Consider the following 18482-nt stretch of genomic DNA (forward strand, 5'->3'; position numbering starts at 1 on the left):
AGCTGAGTTTCGCGGGTGGCGTGAGCGGCCCGTTTGAGGAGATAGCATGATCGTTCGTCCCGTACGCAGCAGCGATTTACCCGCTCTGATCGCCCTGGCCCGCAGCACCGGCACCGGCCTGACCACCCTGCCAGCCAATGAAGAGCGCCTGGCCCATCGGGTCGGTTGGGCCGAGAAGACTTTTCGCGGTGAAGCCGGGCGAGGCGATGCGGACTATCTGTTCGTGCTCGAGGACGACGACGGGCGGGTGGTGGGCATTTCCGCCATCGCCGGTGCCGTGGGCCTGCGTGAGCCTTGGTATAACTTCCGGGTCGGCCTGACCGTCAGCGCTTCCCAGGAACTGAACATCTACCGGGAAATCCCGACGTTGTTCCTGGCCAACGACCTGACGGGTAACTCCGAGTTGTGCTCGTTGTTCCTCCACGCGGACTACCGCAACGGCCTCAATGGCCGGATGCTGGCCAAGGCGCGGATGCTGTTCATCGCCGAGTTCCCGCAGCTGTTCGGCAACAAGATCATCGCTGAAATGCGCGGCATGTCCGACGACAACGGGCGTTCGCCGTTCTGGGAAAGTCTGGGCCGGCATTTCTTCAAGATGGAATTCAGCCAGGCCGATTACCTGACCGGTGTCGGTAACAAAGCGTTCATCGCCGAGCTGATGCCCAAGTTCCCGCTGTACACCTGTTTCCTTTCCGAAGATGCCCGGGCCGTGATTGGCCAGGTTCATCCAGATACCGAACCGGCATTGTCGATGCTCAAGAGCGAAGGCTTCAGCTACCAAGGGTACGTCGACATCTTCGACGCCGGCCCGGCGGTGGAATGCGAAACCGGCAAGATCCGCGCGGTTCGCGACAGCCAGGCGCTGGTGCTGGCCATCGGTACGCCGGGCGATGACGCCACGCCGTTCCTCATTCATAACCGCAAGCGCGAAGAGTGCCGCATCACCGCTGCACCGGCCCGCTTTGCCGCAGGCACACTGGTCGTCGATCCGCTGACCGCCAAACGTCTTCAACTCAACGCTGGCGACCAGGTGCGTGCCGTGGCGTTGTCCGCTGCACGGGAGTCGAAATAATGAAATCGTTGTACATTGCTGGAAGTTGGCTGGAAGGCCAGGGCGACGTCTTTGAGTCGTTGAACCCGGTGACCCAGCAAGTGCTGTGGTCTGGAAAAGGCGCAACCGCAGCCCAAGTGGAGTCTGCCGTGCAGGCGGCGCGCCAGGCGTTTCCGGACTGGGCGCGACGCCCGCTGGATGAGCGCATCCAGGTGCTGGAAGCGTTCGCCGGCACCCTGAAGACGCACGCTGACGAATTGGCCCGTTGCATCGGTGAGGAAACGGGCAAGCCCCTGTGGGAAGCGGCTACCGAAGTCACCAGCATGATCAACAAGGTCGCGATCTCGGTGCAGAGCTACCGCGAGCGTACCGGCGAGAAAAGCGGCCCCCTGGGCGACGCGACTGCGGTCCTGCGCCACAAGCCCCACGGCGTGGTGGCGGTGTTCGGTCCCTACAACTTCCCTGGCCATTTGCCCAACGGGCACATTGTGCCGGCGTTGCTGGCGGGCAACTGCGTGTTGTTCAAGCCGAGCGAGCTGACGCCGAAAGTCGCCGAGCTGACGGTCAAGTGCTGGGCCGAGGCCGGCTTGCCGGCGGGCGTGCTGAACCTGCTGCAAGGCGCGCGGGAAACCGGCATTGCCTTGGCAGCGGAGCCGGGGATCGACGGGTTGTTCTTCACCGGCTCCAGCCGCACCGGCAATCTGTTGCACCAACAGTTTTCCGGCCGTCCGGACAAGATCCTCGCGCTGGAAATGGGCGGCAACAATCCGTTGGTCGTGGATGAGGTGGCCGATGTCGATGCGGCGGTGTACACCATCATCCAGTCTGCATTTATTTCCGCTGGCCAGCGCTGCACCTGCGCACGCCGCCTGCTGGTGCCGGACGGCCCATGGGGCGATGCCCTGCTGGCGCGCCTGGTACAGGTCAGTTCGACCCTCGACGTAGGGGCCTTCGACCAACAACCGGCGCCATTCATGGGCTCGGTGGTTTCCCTGGCCGCCGCGAAGGCCTTGATGGATGCGCAGAACCATTTGTTGGGCAAGGGCGCCTTGCCACTGTTGGCAATGACCCAGCCACAGCCCCAGGCTGCATTGTTGACGCCAGGAATCCTCGACGTCACCGCCGTGGCCGAGCGCCCCGACGAGGAACTGTTCGGGCCGTTGTTGCAGGTCATCCGCTACAAGGATTTCGCAGGCGCGATCGCCGAAGCCAACAACACTCAATATGGCTTGGCCGCCGGGTTGTTGTCGGACTCCCAAGAGCGCTATGAGCAGTTCTGGCTGCGAAGCCGCGCCGGTATCGTCAACTGGAACAAGCAACTGACCGGCGCTGCCAGCAGCGCCCCGTTCGGTGGGGTAGGCGCCTCGGGCAACCACCGCGCCAGCGCTTATTACGCGGCGGATTATTGCGCGTACCCGGTGGCTTCCCTGGAGACACCAAGCCTTGTGATGCCGGCTGCCCTGACCCCCGGCGTGAGAATGGTGTGAACCCCGATCGCGGTTGTTACTTGATGTCTATAAAAAAACAGATTCTCGTGGAGCCTCGCTGATGAAATCCTATGAAGTCAACTTTGACGGTCTAGTGGGGCCGACCCATAACTACGGCGGGCTCTCGTACGGCAACGTCGCCTCCCAGAGCAACAGCCAGCAGTCTTCCAACCCCAAGGAAGCAGCGCTGCAAGGCCTGGCGAAAATGAAGGCGCTGATGGACATGGGCTTCCAGCAAGGTGTGCTGGCGCCGCAGGAACGTCCGGATGTGGCAGCGTTGCGTCGGCTGGGCTTTGCCGGCAGTGACGCGCAGGTCATCCAGAGGGCCGCGAAAGAAGCGATGCCGCTGCTGGTTGCCAGTTGCTCGGCCTCGAGCATGTGGGTGGCCAACGCCGCCACGGTCAGCCCGAGCGCCGACACCGCCGATGGCCGCGTGCATTTCACTGCAGCCAACCTGAACTGCAAATACCACCGCAGCATCGAGCATCCGACCACCAGCCGTGTGCTGGGAGCGATGTTCGCCAACCAGCAACACTTTGCCCACCACGCCGCGTTGCCGGCGGTGGCGCAGTTCGGAGATGAAGGCGCGGCCAACCACACCCGTTTCTGCCGCGCGTATGGCGAGGCCGGTGTCGAGTTCTTCGTCTTCGGTCGCAGTGCCTTCGACAACCGTTATCCGGCTCCGCAGAAATACCCGGCGCGCCAGACCCTCGAAGCCTCCCAGGCCGTTGCCCGCCTGCATGGGTTGAGGGAGGAAGGCGTGGTCTACGCCCAACAGAACCCGTCGGTGATCGACCAGGGCGTGTTCCACAACGACGTAATCGCGGTGGGCAATGGCGAAGTGCTGTTTTATCACGAGGACGCCTTCCTCGAGACCGACAATATGTTGGCCGAACTGAGCAGTAAACTCGCCAAGGTCGGTGGGAAATTTCAATCGGTGTGCGTACCGCGTTCGGCGGTTACCGTCGATGACGCGGTACGTTCCTACCTGTTCAATAGCCAGTTGCTGTCGCGTCCTGACGGCTCGATGCTGTTGATCGTGCCGGAAGAATGCCGTAGCAACGAACGCGTCTGGCAATACCTGCAAGGCCTGACGGGCGCTGGCGGGGTGATCCGTGAAGTGAAGGTCTTCGATCTCAAGCAAAGCATGCAGAACGGCGGCGGCCCGGCTTGCCTGCGGTTGCGCGTGGCGCTGAACGAAACCGAACTGGCGGCCGTCAACCCAGGGGTTATCATGACCGCGCCGCTGTACGATTCGCTGACCCAATGGGTCGAGAATCACTACCGCGACCGCATGACCGAAAACGACCTGGCGGACCCGCAATTATTGCTCGAATGCCGGTCGGCCCTGGATGAGCTGACACAAATCCTTAAACTTGGCTCGGTCTATCCTTTCCAGATCAATTGAAAGCGCGCGCGACCTGACTACAGTCAAGGCAGGGCGCGTTGCCTTATCCCCAGACGAGAATGTAAAAACATGAGCGATACCCTGCAGCTGATCCTTGAAGACACCGACGGCACGCAACTGGAAACCTCCTGCACCCGCGTCGCGGTGATGTGGCAGGGCAAGGAGTTGTGGATCCAGCAAGATGGCCGCGGTCAGCTGCTGATCGGCGTCGACGTCGAAGAAGGGGACGAGGAATACGCCAACCTGCTGTTGCGTCCGTTAGCCACCAACCTGGTCAGCCTGCAACTGGAAATGGAACCAGCGGACATGGGCGATGACGACCACGTCCATGGCCCGGATTGCGGCCACGACCACTAAGGAAACCGCATTATGCTCGCCCTCGGCAAACTGCTTGAACTGACCCTCGCCGGCCGTGAACCGGCGGAGAAGACTCAACTGACTGTCGAAGGCGTAAGGATGCGCTGGTTGAGCGAGGGCGCGCTGGAGGTCAAGCCGCCCGAAGCCCGGGATAATGGCCTGGACCTGCTGCTGTCGGCCGGTATCCACGGCAACGAAACCGCGCCGATCGAATTGCTCGACCGCCTGCTGCATGACATCGCCCGTGGCGACCTGAAGCCCCGGGCACGCATTCTTTTCCTGTTTGGCAATCCGGAGGCGATCCGTCGCGGCGAGCGCTTCGTCGAACAGGACGTCAACCGGTTGTTCAATGGTCGCCATGAGCTGAGCGGCGGCCCAGAGGCGTTGCGCGCCTGTGAACTGGAACGGCTGGCCGCGAGTTTTTTCAGCGTGCCGGACCGCAGCCGCTTGCACTACGACCTGCACACCGCCATTCGCGGTTCGAAGATCGAGCAGTTCGCTTTATACCCGTGGAAGGAAGGCCGCCAGCATTCACGCCGTGAACTGGCCCGTCTGCGTGCGGCGGGCATGGAGGCGGTGTTGTTGCAGAACAAACCATCCATCGTGTTCAGCGCCTACACCTACGACCAGCTTGGCGCCGAATCCTTCACCCTGGAACTGGGCAAGGCCCGGCCATTTGGCCAGAACGACGGGGTCAATGTCGGCTTGTTGGAAACCCGTCTGCACCAGATCATCGAAGGCAACGAGCCGGAGACGAAAGGCAGCCTGGACGGCCTGCAACTGTTCAGTGTTGCGCGGGAAATCATCAAGCACAGCGACAGCTTCCGCTTGAACCTGCCAGCGGACATCGAGAACTTCTCGGAGCTTGAAAAAGGTTATGTGCTGGCTGAGGACATCGCCCAGACCCGCTGGGTGATAGAAGAAGAGGGCGCACGGATCATCTTTCCGAATCCCAAGGTCAAGAATGGCTTGCGGGCGGGGATTCTGATCGTGCCGGCGACGGATGAAGGTTTGGTCTGACCCAAATCTCACCCACGCTGCTGAATCCCACAGGTTTTTTTTTGCAGCTTTTAAACCGCTACCGCCCGCTGTTCACTGCGACGCAGCGCCCGGGTTTTGTGCAAGGTATCGGCACAGGTCTTCGCCGCTTCCTGGCCCTTGTGCACGAAATGCTCGAAGAAGAACTTCTGGTGTTCCTCCCCAGCGTGGAAGTGATGCGGCGTCAGCACGACCGAGAACACCGGAACTTCGGTTTCCAATTGCACCTGCATCAGGCCGCTGATCACCGACTGGGCGACGAATTCGTGGCGGTAGATGCCGCCATCCACCACCAGGCCGGCGGCAACGATGCCGGCGTAGCGGCCTGATTTGGCCAGCAGCTTGGCGTGCAGTGGAATTTCGAAAGCACCGCCGACTTCGAAGAAGTCGATGTCACTTTCCTGGTAGCCCTGGCTGAGCATTTCAGCGACGAAGCCTTTACGGCTCTGGTCGACGATTTCCTTGTGCCAGCAGGCCTGGATGAACGCGACGCGCTCGCCCGGATGGGTTTTGGTCTTGCTGTCGATTGCGGTGGGTTGCATGTTCTGGTTCCTGTTTGTGTGAAAAACAGGGCGTCATGAATTGAAGGGGATTCGAGGGTGCGCCGCGCACAAGACAGTCGCAGGCGGCCCTTGGGTGTCGATCCCGTTCTCTCTTCATCCGGACTATGACCGTCGGCCCCGGGATCACACCGGGTCTGCTGACCTTGTCGCTACACCCCAAAAGCGATGTACCGCCAAGCGCTCGCGGGCTATGCGCATTGCGCGCAATTACCGCCGGTGGGGAATTGCACCCCGCCCTGAGAACGTTTTTGCCGCCACGTTTTGTGACGGCGGACGATTTTTAACACATATTCCGGTGCAGTGCATGACTTGGAAGCCTTGAGCACACATTGTGGCGAGGGAGCTTGCTCCCGCTCGGCTGCGAAGCAGCCGCAAAAGATGGGCCTGCTTCGCAGTCCAGCGGGAGCAAGCTCCCTCGCCACGGAAATTACTTCGAGCGGGCTTGATTATTCTTGCCCATGCCCGCAGTAATTGCCCTCCGAAAGGGAATTCCTCCACCAGAACCCGAGGCCAGATTCATGAGTGTTATCGATCTTCGCAGCGACACGGTCACCCAACCTTCCGCCGGCATGCTGGATGCCATGGCCAGCGCGCCGACCGGCGACGATGTGTATGGCGAAGACCCGACCGTCAATCGTCTCGAAGCCGAGCTGGCCGCGCGCCTGGGGTTCGCTGCGGCGTTGTTCGTGCCCACGGGCACGATGAGCAATCTGTTGGGATTGATGGCCCACTGCGAACGCGGCGATGAATACATCGTCGGCCAACAGGCCCACACCTACAAATACGAAGGCGGCGGAGCGGCGGTGCTCGGTTCGATCCAGCCCCAGCCCCTCGAGGTGCAGGCGGATGGCTCTTTGGACCTGGCGCACGTCGCCGCGGCGATCAAGCCCGATGACTTTCATTTTGCCCGCACCCGCTTGCTGGCCCTGGAAAACACCATGCAGGGCAAGGTGCTGCCGCTGGAGTACCTGGCTCGTGCGCGGCGTTTCACCCAGGAGAATGGCTTGGCCCTGCACCTTGATGGCGCGCGGTTGTACAACGCGGCGGTCAAGCTGAATGTCGATGCCCGGGACATCACCCAGTATTTCGATTCGGTGTCGGTGTGCCTGTCCAAGGGCCTCGGCGCTCCGGTAGGCTCGGTCCTGTGTGGCACGACGGAGCTGATCGGCAAGGCCCGCCGGCTGCGTAAAATGGTGGGGGGCGGCATGCGCCAGGCCGGGATCCTCGCGGCGGCGGGGCTGTATGCGCTGGAGCACAACGTCCAGCGGCTGGCCGATGACCACGCCAACGCCCAGCGACTCGCCGAAGGCTTGCGCGCGGCGGGCTATGAGGTCGAGCCGGTGCAGACCAACATGGTCTACGTGCAGATGGGCGAGCGGGCCGAGGCAATCAAGGCGTTTGCCGGTCATCGGGGCGTCATGCTCAGCGCGGCGCCACGCCTGCGAATGGTGACGCACATGGACGTCAGCTCGGCGCAAATCGATCAAGTGGTCGGCACTTTCGTCGAATTTTCCCGCCAATGACCCGCCAACCGGGGCAATTGACAGTTTCTATCGCATAAACACGCTGTACCCCAAGCGAAGGGCCGATATAATGCGGCCCTTTGCCGTTGCTTCGTCTGTTGACGTTTTGCACAGGCCTTTGGCCGCAGCCTCCGTGGAAGAACCTAATGAAAAGCGCAGAAATCCGTGAAGCCTTCCTTCGCTTCTTCGAAGAGCAAGGCCACACCCGAGTAGCCTCCAGCTCTTTGATTCCGGGCAACGACCCGACCCTGCTGTTCACCAACGCGGGGATGAACCAGTTCAAGGACTGCTTCCTGGGCCAGGAAAAACGTGCCTACACCCGTGCGGTGAGCAGCCAGAAATGCGTACGTGCCGGCGGCAAGCACAACGACCTGGAAAACGTCGGCTATACCGCCCGTCACCACACGTTCTTCGAAATGCTGGGCAACTTCAGCTTCGGTGACTATTTCAAGCGCGACGCCATTACCTTTGCCTGGACCTTCCTCACGTCCGACAAGTGGTTGAACCTGCCCAAGGAAAAACTCTGGGTAACGGTCTACGCCACCGACGACGAAGCCTATGACATCTGGACCAAAGAGGTCGGTGTCCCGGCAGAGCGCATGGTGCGCATCGGCGACAACAAGGGCGCGCCTTACGCTTCCGATAACTTCTGGACCATGGGCGACACCGGCCCGTGCGGCCCTTGCACCGAGATCTTCTACGATCACGGCGCCGACATCTGGGGCGGCCCACCCGGCTCTCCGGAAGAAGACGGCGATCGCTACATCGAGATCTGGAACAACGTCTTCATGCAGTTCAACCGCACCGCCGATGGCGTGTTGCATCCGCTGCCAGCGCCGTCGGTCGACACCGGCATGGGCCTGGAGCGGATCAGCGCGGTGCTGCAGCATGTTCATTCCAACTACGAAATCGACCTGTTCCAGAGCCTGCTGAGCGCGTCGGCCAAGGCCATCGGTTGCACCAACGACAACCAGGCTTCGTTGAAAGTGGTCGCCGACCACATCCGTTCGTGCGGCTTCCTGATTGCCGACGGCGTGCTGCCGTCCAACGAAGGTCGTGGCTACGTGCTGCGCCGGATCATCCGTCGCGCCTGCCGTCACGGCAACAAGCTGGGTGCCAAGGGCAGCTTCTTCTACCAGATCGTCGCGGCACTGGTGGCCGAGATGGGCGAGGCGTTCCCTGAACTCAAGTCCCAGCAAGCGCACATCGAACGCGTGCTCAAGGGCGAAGAAGAGCAATTCGCCAAGACCCTGGAGCAAGGGCTGAAAATCCTCGAGCAGGACCTGGCCGAGCTCAAGGGCAACGTGGTCCCGGGCGACGTGGTGTTCAAGCTGTACGACACCTACGGCTTCCCGATGGACCTGACCGGCGACATCGCCCGCGAACGCAACCTGACCCTCGACGAGGAAGGTTTCGAACGCGAGATGGAAGCCCAGCGTGTACGTGCACGCTCCGCCAGTTCCTTCGGCATGGACTACAACAGCCTGGTCAAGGTTGACGTGGCGACCGAATTCACCGGCTACACCGCAACCACCGGTTCGGCGAAGATCGTCGCGATCTATAAGGACGGACAATCGGTCGACATCCTGAGCGAAGGCCAGGAAGGCGTGATCGTGCTGGACAAGACCCCGTTCTACGCCGAATCCGGCGGTCAGATCGGCGACAGTGGTTACCTGCAAGCAGGTAGCTCGCGTTTCGACGTACGTGACACCACCAAGACCGGCGGCGCGTTCCTGCACCACGGCGTGCTGGCTTCCGGCAGTCTGATGATCGCCGCGCCCGTGGCCGCCCATGTCGATGCCGAGGTTCGTCACGCGACGTCGCTGAACCACTCCGCCACGCACTTGCTGCACGCAGCGTTGCGCCAGGTGCTGGGCGAGCATGTCCAGCAAAAAGGTTCGTTGGTGGACAGTCAGCGCCTGCGCTTCGACTTCAGTCATTTCGAAGCCATCAAGCCTGAGCAGATCAAGGCGTTGGAAGACATCGTCAACGCCGAGATTCGCAAGAACTCCCCTGTAGAGACCGAAGAAACCGACATCGAGACCGCCAAGGGCAAGGGCGCGATGGCGTTGTTCGGTGAGAAATATGGCGACAACGTGCGCGTGCTGAGCATGGGCGGTGATTTCTCCGTCGAGCTGTGCGGTGGCATCCACGCCAATCGCACCGGCGACATCGGCCTGCTCAAGATCATCAGCGAAGGCGGCGTGGCCTCCGGCGTACGGCGTATCGAGGCGGTCACTGGCGCAGCGGCGCTGGCGTACCTCAACGCGGCGGAAGAACAACTCAAGGAAGCGGCGAGCCTGATCAAGGGCAGCCGCGACAACCTGATCGACAAGCTGTCGGCTGTGCTGGAGCGCAACCGTGCGCTGGAAAAGCAACTCGAGCAGTTGCAGGCCAAGGCCGCCAGCGCCGCGGGCGACGATCTGTCGGCCCAGGCCGTGGACGTCAAGGGCGTGAAAGTGCTCGCCGCGCGTCTCGACGGCCAGGATGGCAAGGCGCTGCTGGCGCTGGTCGATCAACTGAAAAACAAACTCGGTCGCGCAGTGATCCTGCTCGGCGGTGTCCATGAGGAAAAGGTCGTTCTCGTCGCAGGCGTGACCAAAGACCTGACTGGCCAACTCAAAGCCGGTGATTTGATGAAGCAGGCCGCTGCGGCAGTGGGCGGGAAGGGCGGTGGTCGTCCGGACATGGCGCAAGGCGGCGGTACCGACGCCGGCGCATTGGACGCGGCACTGGCCCAGACCGTTGCATTTGTAGAGCAGGGTATTTAAGACGGCGCTCCGGGCTCGCCAAGGTGGGCCCGGCCGCTGTTGATTGATTATTTGGGCGCCCTTCATGGGCAGAGGCGGCTTTGAAATGGCTTTGATCGTACAGAAATTTGGAGGCACCTCGGTCGGCACCGTCGAGAGAATCGAACAAGTCGCCGACAAGGTTAAGAAATTCCGTGACGCTGGCGACGACCTGGTGGTCGTGCTGTCGGCCATGAGCGGCGAGACCAACCGTCTGATCGATCTGGCCAAGCAAATCAGCGGCGACCAGCAACCGGTCCCCCGTGAACTGGACGTGATCGTTTCCACCGGCGAGCAGGTGACTATTGCCTTGCTGGCCATGGCGCTGATCAAGCGTGGCGTGCCGGCGGTGTCCTACACCGGCAACCAGGTGCGCATCCTGACGGACAGCGCGCACAATAAAGCGCGTATCCTGCAGATCGACGATCAGAAAATTCGTGGTGACCTGAAGGCCGGTCGCGTCGTGGTTGTCGCCGGTTTCCAAGGCGTGGATGAGCACGGCAACATCACGACGCTGGGCCGTGGCGGTTCAGATACCACTGGTGTTGCGCTGGCGGCAGCCCTCAAGGCTGACGAGTGCCAGATCTACACCGATGTGGACGGCGTCTACACCACCGATCCACGGGTCGTGCCCGTGGCTCAGCGCCTGGACAAGATTACCTTCGAAGAGATGCTGGAAATGGCCAGCCTCGGTTCCAAGGTGTTGCAGATCCGTGCCGTTGAGTTCGCCGGCAAGTACAACGTTCCGCTGCGCGTCCTGCACAGCTTCAAGGAGGGTCCGGGCACCCTCATTACTATCGATGAAGAGGAATCCATGGAACAGCCGATCATTTCCGGCATCGCTTTCAACCGCGATGAAGCCAAGCTGACCATCCGTGGTGTGCCAGACACCCCCGGCGTGGCCTTCAAGATCCTCGGCCCGATCAGTGCCGCCAACATTGAAGTCGACATGATCGTGCAGAACGTTGCCCACGATAACACCACCGACTTCACCTTCACCGTGCACCGCAACGACTACCAATCCGCCGAAGCCGTACTGAAGAAGACGGCCGACGAGATTGGTGCCCGGGAAGTGGTCGGCGACACCAAGATCGCCAAGGTCTCGATCGTCGGTGTCGGCATGCGTTCCCACGCAGGCGTGGCCAGCCGCATGTTCGAATCCCTGGCCAAGGAAAGCATCAACATCCAGATGATCTCCACGTCGGAAATCAAGGTTTCCGTGGTGATCGAAGAGAAGTACCTGGAGCTGGCCGTGCGCGCCCTGCACACGGCTTTTGAACTCGACGCTGCGGCCCGACAGGGCGAGTAATGCGTTGTGCCGAGGGCGCGGTTTTCACCGCGCCCTTTGTTTTTCTGAATGGCGTGTCCCAAAACTGTTCTTTTGCGCGCGCTGGTCAATACTAGGCCTGTAGGCTGCGACCGTTTCGGTTGTAGGTCCCATGCCTTTTTTTTGCAGACGGTTGTCCCTTAAGTGAATTGCGTGAGGAGAAAGGTATGCTGATTCTGACCCGTCGGTGTGCAGAGAGCCTGATTATTGGCGATGGCGAAATCACCGTGACCGTGCTCGGCGTCAAAGGAAACCAAGTGCGCATCGGCGTCAACGCCCCGAAAGAGGTTGCTGTACACCGGGAGGAAATCTACCTGCGTATCAAGAAAGAGAAGGACGACGAACCAAGCCATTAATTTTTATCGATTTTTATGTTTGCAAACGGAGATGAAGGTGGTTAATATACGCCCCGTGTTGCGGAGAGCTGGCCGAGTGGCCGAAGGCGCTCCCCTGCTAAGGGAGTACACCTCAAAAGGGTGTCGGGGGTTCGAATCCCCCGTTCTCCGCCATTATTCGTTTAGTGCGTTAGAACCTGGCTTGATCGGTAAGTGATTGAAATTACTGAAAAAAGCGCTTTACAAAAGGATTTGACGACCTATAATGCGCGGCAACAAATGCACTCGTAGCTCAGCTGGATAGAGTACTCGGCTACGAACCGAGCGGTCACAGGTTCGAATCCTGTCGAGTGCACCATTTAAGAGTTGCTTGCAGTAATGCAAATAACTTGGCTTCAACCAGTTGTGATCTGGTATAAAACCACAACTTGCACTCGTAGCTCAGCTGGATAGAGTACTCGGCTACGAACCGAGCGGTCACAGGTTCGAATCCTGTCGAGTGCACCAAACACCAAAAAGCCTGCGTTGAACGCGGGCTTTTTGCTGTCTGCGATTCAGCTTTTTACGCATCCTCTCTCATCGAATACGACTTCTGCACTGCGACCCCTCTTGGTTTTGTAGGTGTACCGCGTGCTCGAATTCCGAACCTTGATCGTGTCCGGTTTGCCCAGCGCGCTCACGACATCCCCCTGGCTCATGCCGACAACGATTCGTTGGTTCAGGATGGCATCGCGGCGCTGGCTGGCGTTGATCAGGTTTCCACAGCTGTCTTCTTGTCGGCCGACAATGGTCGGTTCCTTGCGCCTGGTTTTGTTGCTGGATGTTTTCCGGCCCTCGGCTTCGGGCAGTATCGGTTCGATGTGGTCCGGGGTGAATGAATGAATTTGTTGCAGGGTGAGGGTTTCTCCCTGATCGCAACTAAGGGTCGTGAACGTGACTTGCCCTGCGTTGTTTTCGCAGCGATGCACAACGTGATCGGCAGCCCACAGAGGCAGGCAGGGCAGGGTGGCGAATAAAAACAGATAGCGGCATAAGGGCATGCAACCCGTCCTCCTTGGCGGTAAATGAAGAAGGTTAGCCGCTGCATTTTTGCCTGAGGGTGTGTTTTCTTTTCAGGATAAGTCGTCGTAGAAACAGACATTCAGCCTGTGTTCAGGTTTGTCTCGCAAGCGCTTGTTCTTGCCATGATTTTTTAACGTGTTACGGCGCCAAGCGGTGTATGATTGCGCCCGTCAGCCCCGCCGGGGCTTTGGAATATCTTCATGGACTTACCCAGTAGTTACTCAACAGCTTGTTTTGCCAATCATGAATTAACTGATTGATCCTTCCGGCGTGCTCCACTGCTGGGAGTGGAGTTCGCCTATGACCGAAATAGAAGTAAAAAAAACGCAGGAAAGCCTTCAGGATCGCCTCGCTCAAGTCGTTGAGCTGCTGCATCGCCAGCGGGTCGTGGAAGACCTGACGCATCGCCAGGAAGGTCCGCATTCCGATCGGGTCGAGAACCTGGTCCACCGGCAGAATCTCGTCGAGTTGCAGCGCAAGCTCGACGATCTGCACTCGGCCGACGTCGCCTACATTCTTGAAGCCTTGCCGCTGGAAGAGCGGCTGACGGTCTGGCAATTGGTCCAGGCCGATCGCGACGGCGACATCCTGCTCGAAGTGTCCGACTCGGTTCGCGAAACCCTGATCGCCGACATGGATGATCATGAGCTTCTCGCCGCAGCCAAGGAGATGGACGCCGACGAGCTCGCCGACCTTGCCCCTGAACTGCCCCGCGACGTTGTCCACGAGCTGATGGAAGCCCTCGATGGGCAGCAGCGCGAGCGTGTGCGCTCTGCACTGTCCTATGACGAGGAGCAGGTCGGTGCGCTGATGGACTTCGAGATGGTGACGATCCGCGAGGACGTCAGCCTTGAAGTGGTCTTGCGTTATCTGCGTCGCCTCAAGGAGTTGCCAGGGCATACCGACAAACTCTTCGTGGTCGATTACGACGGTGTGCTCAAAGGCGTGCTGCCAATCAAGCGCTTGCTGGTCAACGACCCGGAGAAGCAAGTGGCCGAGGTCATGGCCAGCGACCCCGTGAGCTTCCATCCCGACGAAAACGCCTACGATGCGGCCCAGGCGTTTGAACGTTACGACTTGATTTCTGCGCCGGTGGTGGACAAGAACGGCAAGCTGATTGGCCGTCTCACCATCGACGAAATGGTTGACCTGATCCGTGAGGAAAGCGAAAGCGAAGTCCTCAGCATGGCGGGTCTGCGGGAAGAAGAAGACATTTTCGCCTCGGTCTGGAAGTCCTTGCGTAACCGCTGGGCCTGGCTGGCGATCAACCTGATCACGGCGTTTGTCGCGTCTCGTGTCATCGGCTTGTTCGAAGGCTCAATTGAAAAACTGGTGGCCCTCGCGGCGCTGATGCCCATCGTTGCCGGTATCGGCGGCAACTCCGGTAACCAGACCATTACCATGATTGTCCGCGCGATGGCCCTGGACCAGGTCAGCACGGGCAATACATCGCGGTTGATGCGCAAGGAATTGGCGGTTGCCTTGATCAACGGCGTCATCTGGGGTGGGGTGATTGGCGTGGTGGCCTATCTGCTGTATGGCAGCTGGTCGCTGGGCGTGGTCATGACTGCAGCGATGACACTCAACCTGCTATTGGCCGCGTTGATGGGCGTCTTGATTCCCATGACCCTGGCGCGCTTGGGGCGCGACCCGGCAATGGGCGCCAGTGTGATGATCACTGCCATGACGGACAGTGGCGGGTTCTTCATTTTCCTGGGCCTGGCGACGATCTTCCTGCTCTGAATGGCTTATCAAGCAGCCCGCCCGACCGGCGGGCTTTTGTCTGGGCGATGGTTTTTCCTGGCTGCCAGATTCCAAGCAAAAAAAAGCCAGCACTAAGCTGGCTTTATTACCCTGGACACGATCAGGACGCGTCTGCGGCCATCTCGGCATCATGAGCAATCAGCGAAACGAGGGCGTTCTGCTGGCGATGAGAGAGTTGTCGGAAGCGTTGGAGCAACTCGCGCTCATGCAGCGACAGCTCCGGGCTGTCCAGGCGCATGCTCAATTCTTCACCCAATGCACCTTCCTGAATCAGGCTTTGCTCAAGGCGCGCGATGATTTCGGAGTTCATGCTGCGGTGATGATTACGAGCCACCTCGGCAATGCGTTCCCGCATTCCGTCTGGCAGACGTACGACGAACTTGTCAGCCGTACGGCTGGAATAAATTGCCTGTTTCATTGGGCGCATATTTATTTAACCGGTTAGTTCAGGGGAGCGGTTCTGGGATTGGCCGCAGGATGTCGATAGGACAAGGCCCGCAGCCAAATGTTCAACCTGAATTGTTAAGAGGCCCGCATCATGCCTCAAAATTGCCAGATCATTGGCGCCAATTCTGTGACAAATTCTGATCCGGGTAAAGGCGTTATGCCAGTACCCTTCATCAAAAAATGCGGACTGGTTTGAAAAAACACACAGGTTCCGCAGTTGTGACCACTGCATCGTGTCGTTGTGCCATACCGTTGGGCGGATAACCGATACGCAACAAAACGCCTGCCGTCCTTGCTTTGTATAGGATAGTGGCAAAATGCCGATTTACTAGGTCGGCAGGTCGGGGAAGGATGAATGGTGCTGTATTTGCGCGGTCTTTCCTCGGCGCGGCGCTTGGGGCGAACCATTTGCCTACACTTAAAAGGCAGCGACGACATGACAAACGCGAGAGTGGCCGTTAACATGCTCGCCGTCCAACGCACCGCGTTTCTCGTGGTCGACCCGTGTCTCAGTAGCTCAATTGGATAGAGCATCCCCCTCCTAAGGGGAAGGTTGGCAGTTCGAACCTGCCCTGGGACACCATTTTATTATCCCGCTGTCCTGCAACTCCTACGATCTCCTTAACGGAACGCCATTTGCGGCCGATAACCCTATGAGTCTCCTTTCCTGACGTCCCGGCGTCCTGGAACGGCTCGCGGTATGCGTCGCGGGTGTCTATCATCTGCGCGCCTCGCCAGCCGTGAGGCGATGTTTCGTTTGTTTTGCCATTGAGTTCATTTTTTTATCTGCCTGGACATCCTCGATGCTGGCGTACCACCAAAAAAGTTTTCTGATCGTCGATGATTTTTCGGATTTCCGCAGCTCCGTCCGGTCGATGTTGCGGGAGTTGGGCGTCAAGGACGTGGACACCGCCGACACCGGTGAAGTGGCACTGCGCATGTGCTCGCAAAAGCGTTATGACTTCATCTTGCAGGATTATCACCTGGGTGACGGGCGCAAGAACGGCCAGCAGGTGCTGGAAGACCTGATGGTCGAGAAGTTGATCAGCCATGAGAGCGTGTTCCTCATGGTGACTGCCGAGACCAGCCAGGCAATGGTGCTCAGTGCCCTGGAACATGAGCCGGATGCCTACCTGACCAAACCTTTCAATCGCTCCGGCCTGGCCCAGCGGTTGGAGCGCCTGGAGCAGCGCAAGACGTTGCTCAAGCCGATCCTGCAGGCGCTTGATCGTGGCAAGCCGATGGAAGTGCTCAATGCTTGCATCGCCCTGTGCAAGCAGGATCCACGCTACGGGCCGCTGTGCCTGCGTTATCGGGCCGATGCGCTGCGCGACCTGAATCAGAACGAGGCCCTTGAGCGGTTGTACAACTCCATCATCGCGGATCGCCCGTTGCCATGGGCTTATGCGGGGTTGGGAAAGTTGCTGTTCAAGCGTGGGCAGATAGGCGAAGCCAAGGCTGTCTATGAAAAAGCCCTGAAAGTCTTCCCGATGATGCCGGCCCTGTATGACGGCATGGCCGATGTGCTGGTGGCCGAGGGCGACACGAAGCAAGCCCAGAACATATTGGAAGAAGCGGTGCGCCTGTCGCCGTTGGCGGTGCGTCGGCAATCCCTGTTGGGCAAGTTGGCGATGACCAACGAGGATTACGAGACCGCGTCCAAAGCCTATCGCCAGGCGGTTGGGCAGGGCGCGCAATCGCGATTCAAGGATCCGGAAAGCAACCTTGGCCTGGCCCATGCCTTGATCAGCAAGGGCAGCGAGAAAGGCCTCGACACTCGGACAAGGCTGGAAATCAACACCACGCTCAGCGCGGTGGCGAAGGACAACCCCAGCGATCCGGGCCTGCAAGTTCGAGCGCGGCTGATGAAAGCCACCAGCCTGTTGCTCAACGATGCCGAAACCGCCGAGAAGCTGACCGAACAAGCCTTGCAGCGTCTCGACGGCATGGAGCAATTCATGAGCGCCGAGGCCGCTTTGCTGGTGGCCAAGCAATTGCAGATGCTCGGCCAGACCAGTGCCGGCGAGTCGATGCTCAAGAACTGCGCGGAAATCTACGGTGATGATCCGGCCGTGATGCAGGGCATCGCCAAGCTCACCGACGACCCGAACATCCTCAACCAGGGCAACGCCGCCGCCGAGCTGAACCGCGAGGGCGTGCGCGTCTACAAGACCGGCGCGTTGCCCGAGGCGCGGGAGCTGTTCCGGCGTGCCCTGAAGATGCAACCGAAGAACATCAGTATTGCCCTGAATATGGCGCAATCGCTGCTGCACGGCACCGATACCAGCGTGGAATCGGAGTTGCTTCAGGAGTGTCGCGCCTGCCTGAAACTGGTGGGCATGATGCCCGATACCGATGCGCGTCATGCGCGTTATCAGAAACTGCGGAGCAAGGCATTTGGCGATGAATGACAGCGAACAGGCGCTCGATTTTTCCACGGTGATCGCGTCTACCGTGCATGACATGAAAAACTCCCTGACCTTGCTCATGCAGGCTCACACGCAATGGCTCGAGCGCTTGCCGGAGCCTGAGCGGCAGACCTCGGAGCAGGGCGTGATCGAGTTCGAGTTTGCCCACCTCAATGGCCTGCTGGTGCAGTTGCTCGGGTTGTACAAGCTGGGTGTCAATCAGTTGCCGCTGCATCCGGCCTACCATGAGCTGGATGACTTCATTGAAGCGCAATTGGCCGGTCATCAGGATGTGTTCCGCAGTCGCGGCATCATGGCCACCTATGAGGTCGATCCGCTGAGCCCGTTGGGTTTCTTCGATCGCGAGCTGATTGCTTCGGTGCTCGACAACATGATCAACAATGCCATTCGCCACGGGCGCCAGGCATTGTTGATCAGCGTGAGCGACGAGGCCGGGCAGTTGGTGCTGACCATCAATGACGACGGCGAGGGCTACCCGGCCGAGATGATCGAGCGTCAGGCCGAGTACGTGCAGGGTATCAACCACAGCAGTGGCAGCACTGGGCTGGGCTTGTATTTCGCCGCCAGGATCGCCGGGCTGCACCAGCGCGGCGGCTTGAGCGGGCGTACCGAGATTGCCAACGGCGGTGTGCTGGGCGGCGGCGTGTTCAGGCTGTATCTGCCCTGAGCCAGCCTTCGGTCGGTACAGAACCCTGTGCGTTCCATGTCAGATGTTTATTGTCTCGGAGTGCTTGATATTCCGAACAGCCGGAGCCTATTTTGTACGGGTTGCCGTTCGCGGCTCGCACATAACAAGGATTGCGTCATGACGACCGATGGCCAGCGTTCACTCGCACAGCGATTGACGGGCATTGATGAGATTGAATGTGTCACGCCGGATTTGAATGGCGTACCCAGGGGCA

At 59.8% G+C, this 18482-nt stretch carries 15 protein-coding genes, 4 tRNA genes and 1 riboswitch; of the genes, 16 read left to right on the forward strand and 3 right to left on the reverse strand.

Annotated elements, in window-relative coordinates:
* Positions 1–46: 46 nt before the first annotated feature.
* The 5 genes from astA to astE all read left to right on the forward strand — a co-directional run bounded on the left by astA (position 47) and on the right by astE (position 5323).
* Positions 47–1072, forward strand: coding sequence for an arginine N-succinyltransferase (gene astA, locus J3P79_RS06880; protein WP_434609214.1), 1026 nt, complete (start codon positions 47–49; stop codon positions 1070–1072).
* On the forward strand, positions 1069–2538 hold the full coding sequence (gene astD / locus J3P79_RS06885; protein WP_434611383.1) for a succinylglutamate-semialdehyde dehydrogenase: 1470 nt from the start codon (positions 1069–1071) through the stop codon (positions 2536–2538). The genes astA and astD overlap by 4 nt, the downstream gene beginning before the upstream one ends.
* 61 nt (positions 2539–2599) lie before the next feature.
* On the forward strand, positions 2600–3946 hold the full coding sequence (gene astB / locus J3P79_RS06890; RefSeq protein ID WP_434609217.1) for an N-succinylarginine dihydrolase: 1347 nt from the start codon (positions 2600–2602) through the stop codon (positions 3944–3946).
* A gap of 69 nt (positions 3947–4015) precedes the next feature.
* Entirely contained in the window at positions 4016–4303 is a 288-nt protein-coding gene (locus J3P79_RS06895; RefSeq protein ID WP_047228780.1) for a hypothetical protein, read from the forward strand.
* Positions 4304–4315: 12 nt separating this feature from the next.
* On the forward strand, positions 4316–5323 hold the full coding sequence (gene astE / locus J3P79_RS06900) for a succinylglutamate desuccinylase (RefSeq protein ID WP_434609219.1): 1008 nt from the start codon (positions 4316–4318) through the stop codon (positions 5321–5323).
* 50 nt (positions 5324–5373) lie between these two features.
* On the opposite strand, the gene J3P79_RS06905 is transcribed toward astE, so the two are convergent.
* Entirely contained in the window at positions 5374–5883 is a 510-nt protein-coding gene (locus J3P79_RS06905; RefSeq protein WP_434609221.1) for a 6,7-dimethyl-8-ribityllumazine synthase, read from the reverse strand.
* Positions 5884–5984: 101 nt separating this feature from the next.
* Positions 5985–6152, reverse strand: a riboswitch (FMN riboswitch).
* Positions 6153–6422: 270 nt separating this feature from the next.
* On the opposite strand from J3P79_RS06905, the gene ltaE reads away from it, so the two are divergent.
* The 7 genes from ltaE to J3P79_RS06940 all read left to right on the forward strand — a co-directional run bounded on the left by ltaE (position 6423) and on the right by J3P79_RS06940 (position 12385).
* A complete protein-coding gene (gene ltaE, locus J3P79_RS06910; protein ID WP_434609223.1) occupies positions 6423–7427 on the forward strand; it encodes a low-specificity L-threonine aldolase in 1005 nt (334 codons plus the stop codon).
* Positions 7428–7573: 146 nt separating this feature from the next.
* On the forward strand, positions 7574–10198 hold the full coding sequence (gene alaS / locus J3P79_RS06915; protein ID WP_434609224.1) for an alanine--tRNA ligase: 2625 nt from the start codon (positions 7574–7576) through the stop codon (positions 10196–10198).
* A gap of 85 nt (positions 10199–10283) precedes the next feature.
* Entirely contained in the window at positions 10284–11525 is a 1242-nt protein-coding gene (locus J3P79_RS06920) for an aspartate kinase (RefSeq protein ID WP_039591870.1), read from the forward strand.
* A 185-nt stretch (positions 11526–11710) separates the two neighbouring features.
* Positions 11711–11899, forward strand: a complete 189-nt coding sequence (csrA, locus tag J3P79_RS06925) for a carbon storage regulator CsrA (protein ID WP_003178872.1) — start codon at positions 11711–11713, stop codon at positions 11897–11899.
* A gap of 62 nt (positions 11900–11961) precedes the next feature.
* Positions 11962–12052: transfer RNA gene (locus J3P79_RS06930), tRNA-Ser, on the forward strand.
* A 107-nt stretch (positions 12053–12159) separates the two neighbouring features.
* Positions 12160–12236: transfer RNA gene (locus tag J3P79_RS06935), tRNA-Arg, on the forward strand.
* 72 nt (positions 12237–12308) lie between these two features.
* A tRNA-Arg gene (locus tag J3P79_RS06940) sits at positions 12309–12385 on the forward strand.
* 47 nt (positions 12386–12432) lie between these two features.
* Here J3P79_RS06940 and J3P79_RS06945 read toward each other — a convergent pair.
* Positions 12433–12918: a cell envelope protein SmpA gene (locus tag J3P79_RS06945; RefSeq protein WP_434609225.1), complete on the reverse strand. Its 486-nt coding sequence runs from the start codon at positions 12916–12918 to the stop codon at positions 12433–12435.
* Between the two features lie 322 nt (positions 12919–13240).
* Between J3P79_RS06945 and mgtE the strand changes: the two genes are divergently transcribed.
* A complete protein-coding gene (mgtE, locus tag J3P79_RS06950) occupies positions 13241–14683 on the forward strand; it encodes a magnesium transporter (protein ID WP_420767492.1) in 1443 nt (480 codons plus the stop codon).
* 121 nt (positions 14684–14804) lie between these two features.
* Here the strand turns inward: mgtE and J3P79_RS06955 are convergent, their stop codons facing one another.
* Positions 14805–15131, reverse strand: coding sequence for an Arc family DNA-binding protein (locus tag J3P79_RS06955; protein ID WP_010226671.1), 327 nt, complete (start codon positions 15129–15131; stop codon positions 14805–14807).
* A gap of 526 nt (positions 15132–15657) precedes the next feature.
* On the opposite strand from J3P79_RS06955, the gene J3P79_RS06960 reads away from it, so the two are divergent.
* From J3P79_RS06960 to J3P79_RS06970, 3 genes are all read left to right on the forward strand, one after another.
* Positions 15658–15734 (forward strand) — tRNA-Arg (locus tag J3P79_RS06960).
* A gap of 220 nt (positions 15735–15954) precedes the next feature.
* Positions 15955–17562, forward strand: a complete 1608-nt coding sequence (locus J3P79_RS06965) for a tetratricopeptide repeat-containing response regulator (RefSeq protein ID WP_039591871.1) — start codon at positions 15955–15957, stop codon at positions 17560–17562.
* The gene (locus J3P79_RS06970; RefSeq protein WP_434609227.1) at positions 17555–18247 is read left to right on the forward strand and encodes a sensor histidine kinase; all 693 of its coding nucleotides are present in this window, start codon (positions 17555–17557) and stop codon (positions 18245–18247) included. The genes J3P79_RS06965 and J3P79_RS06970 overlap by 8 nt, the downstream gene beginning before the upstream one ends.
* Positions 18248–18482: the final 235 nt, after the last annotated feature.

The organism is Pseudomonas sp. R1-7 (genome assembly GCF_051132105.1).
In the GTDB taxonomy this organism is placed as follows: Bacteria; Pseudomonadota; Gammaproteobacteria; order Pseudomonadales; family Pseudomonadaceae; genus Aquipseudomonas.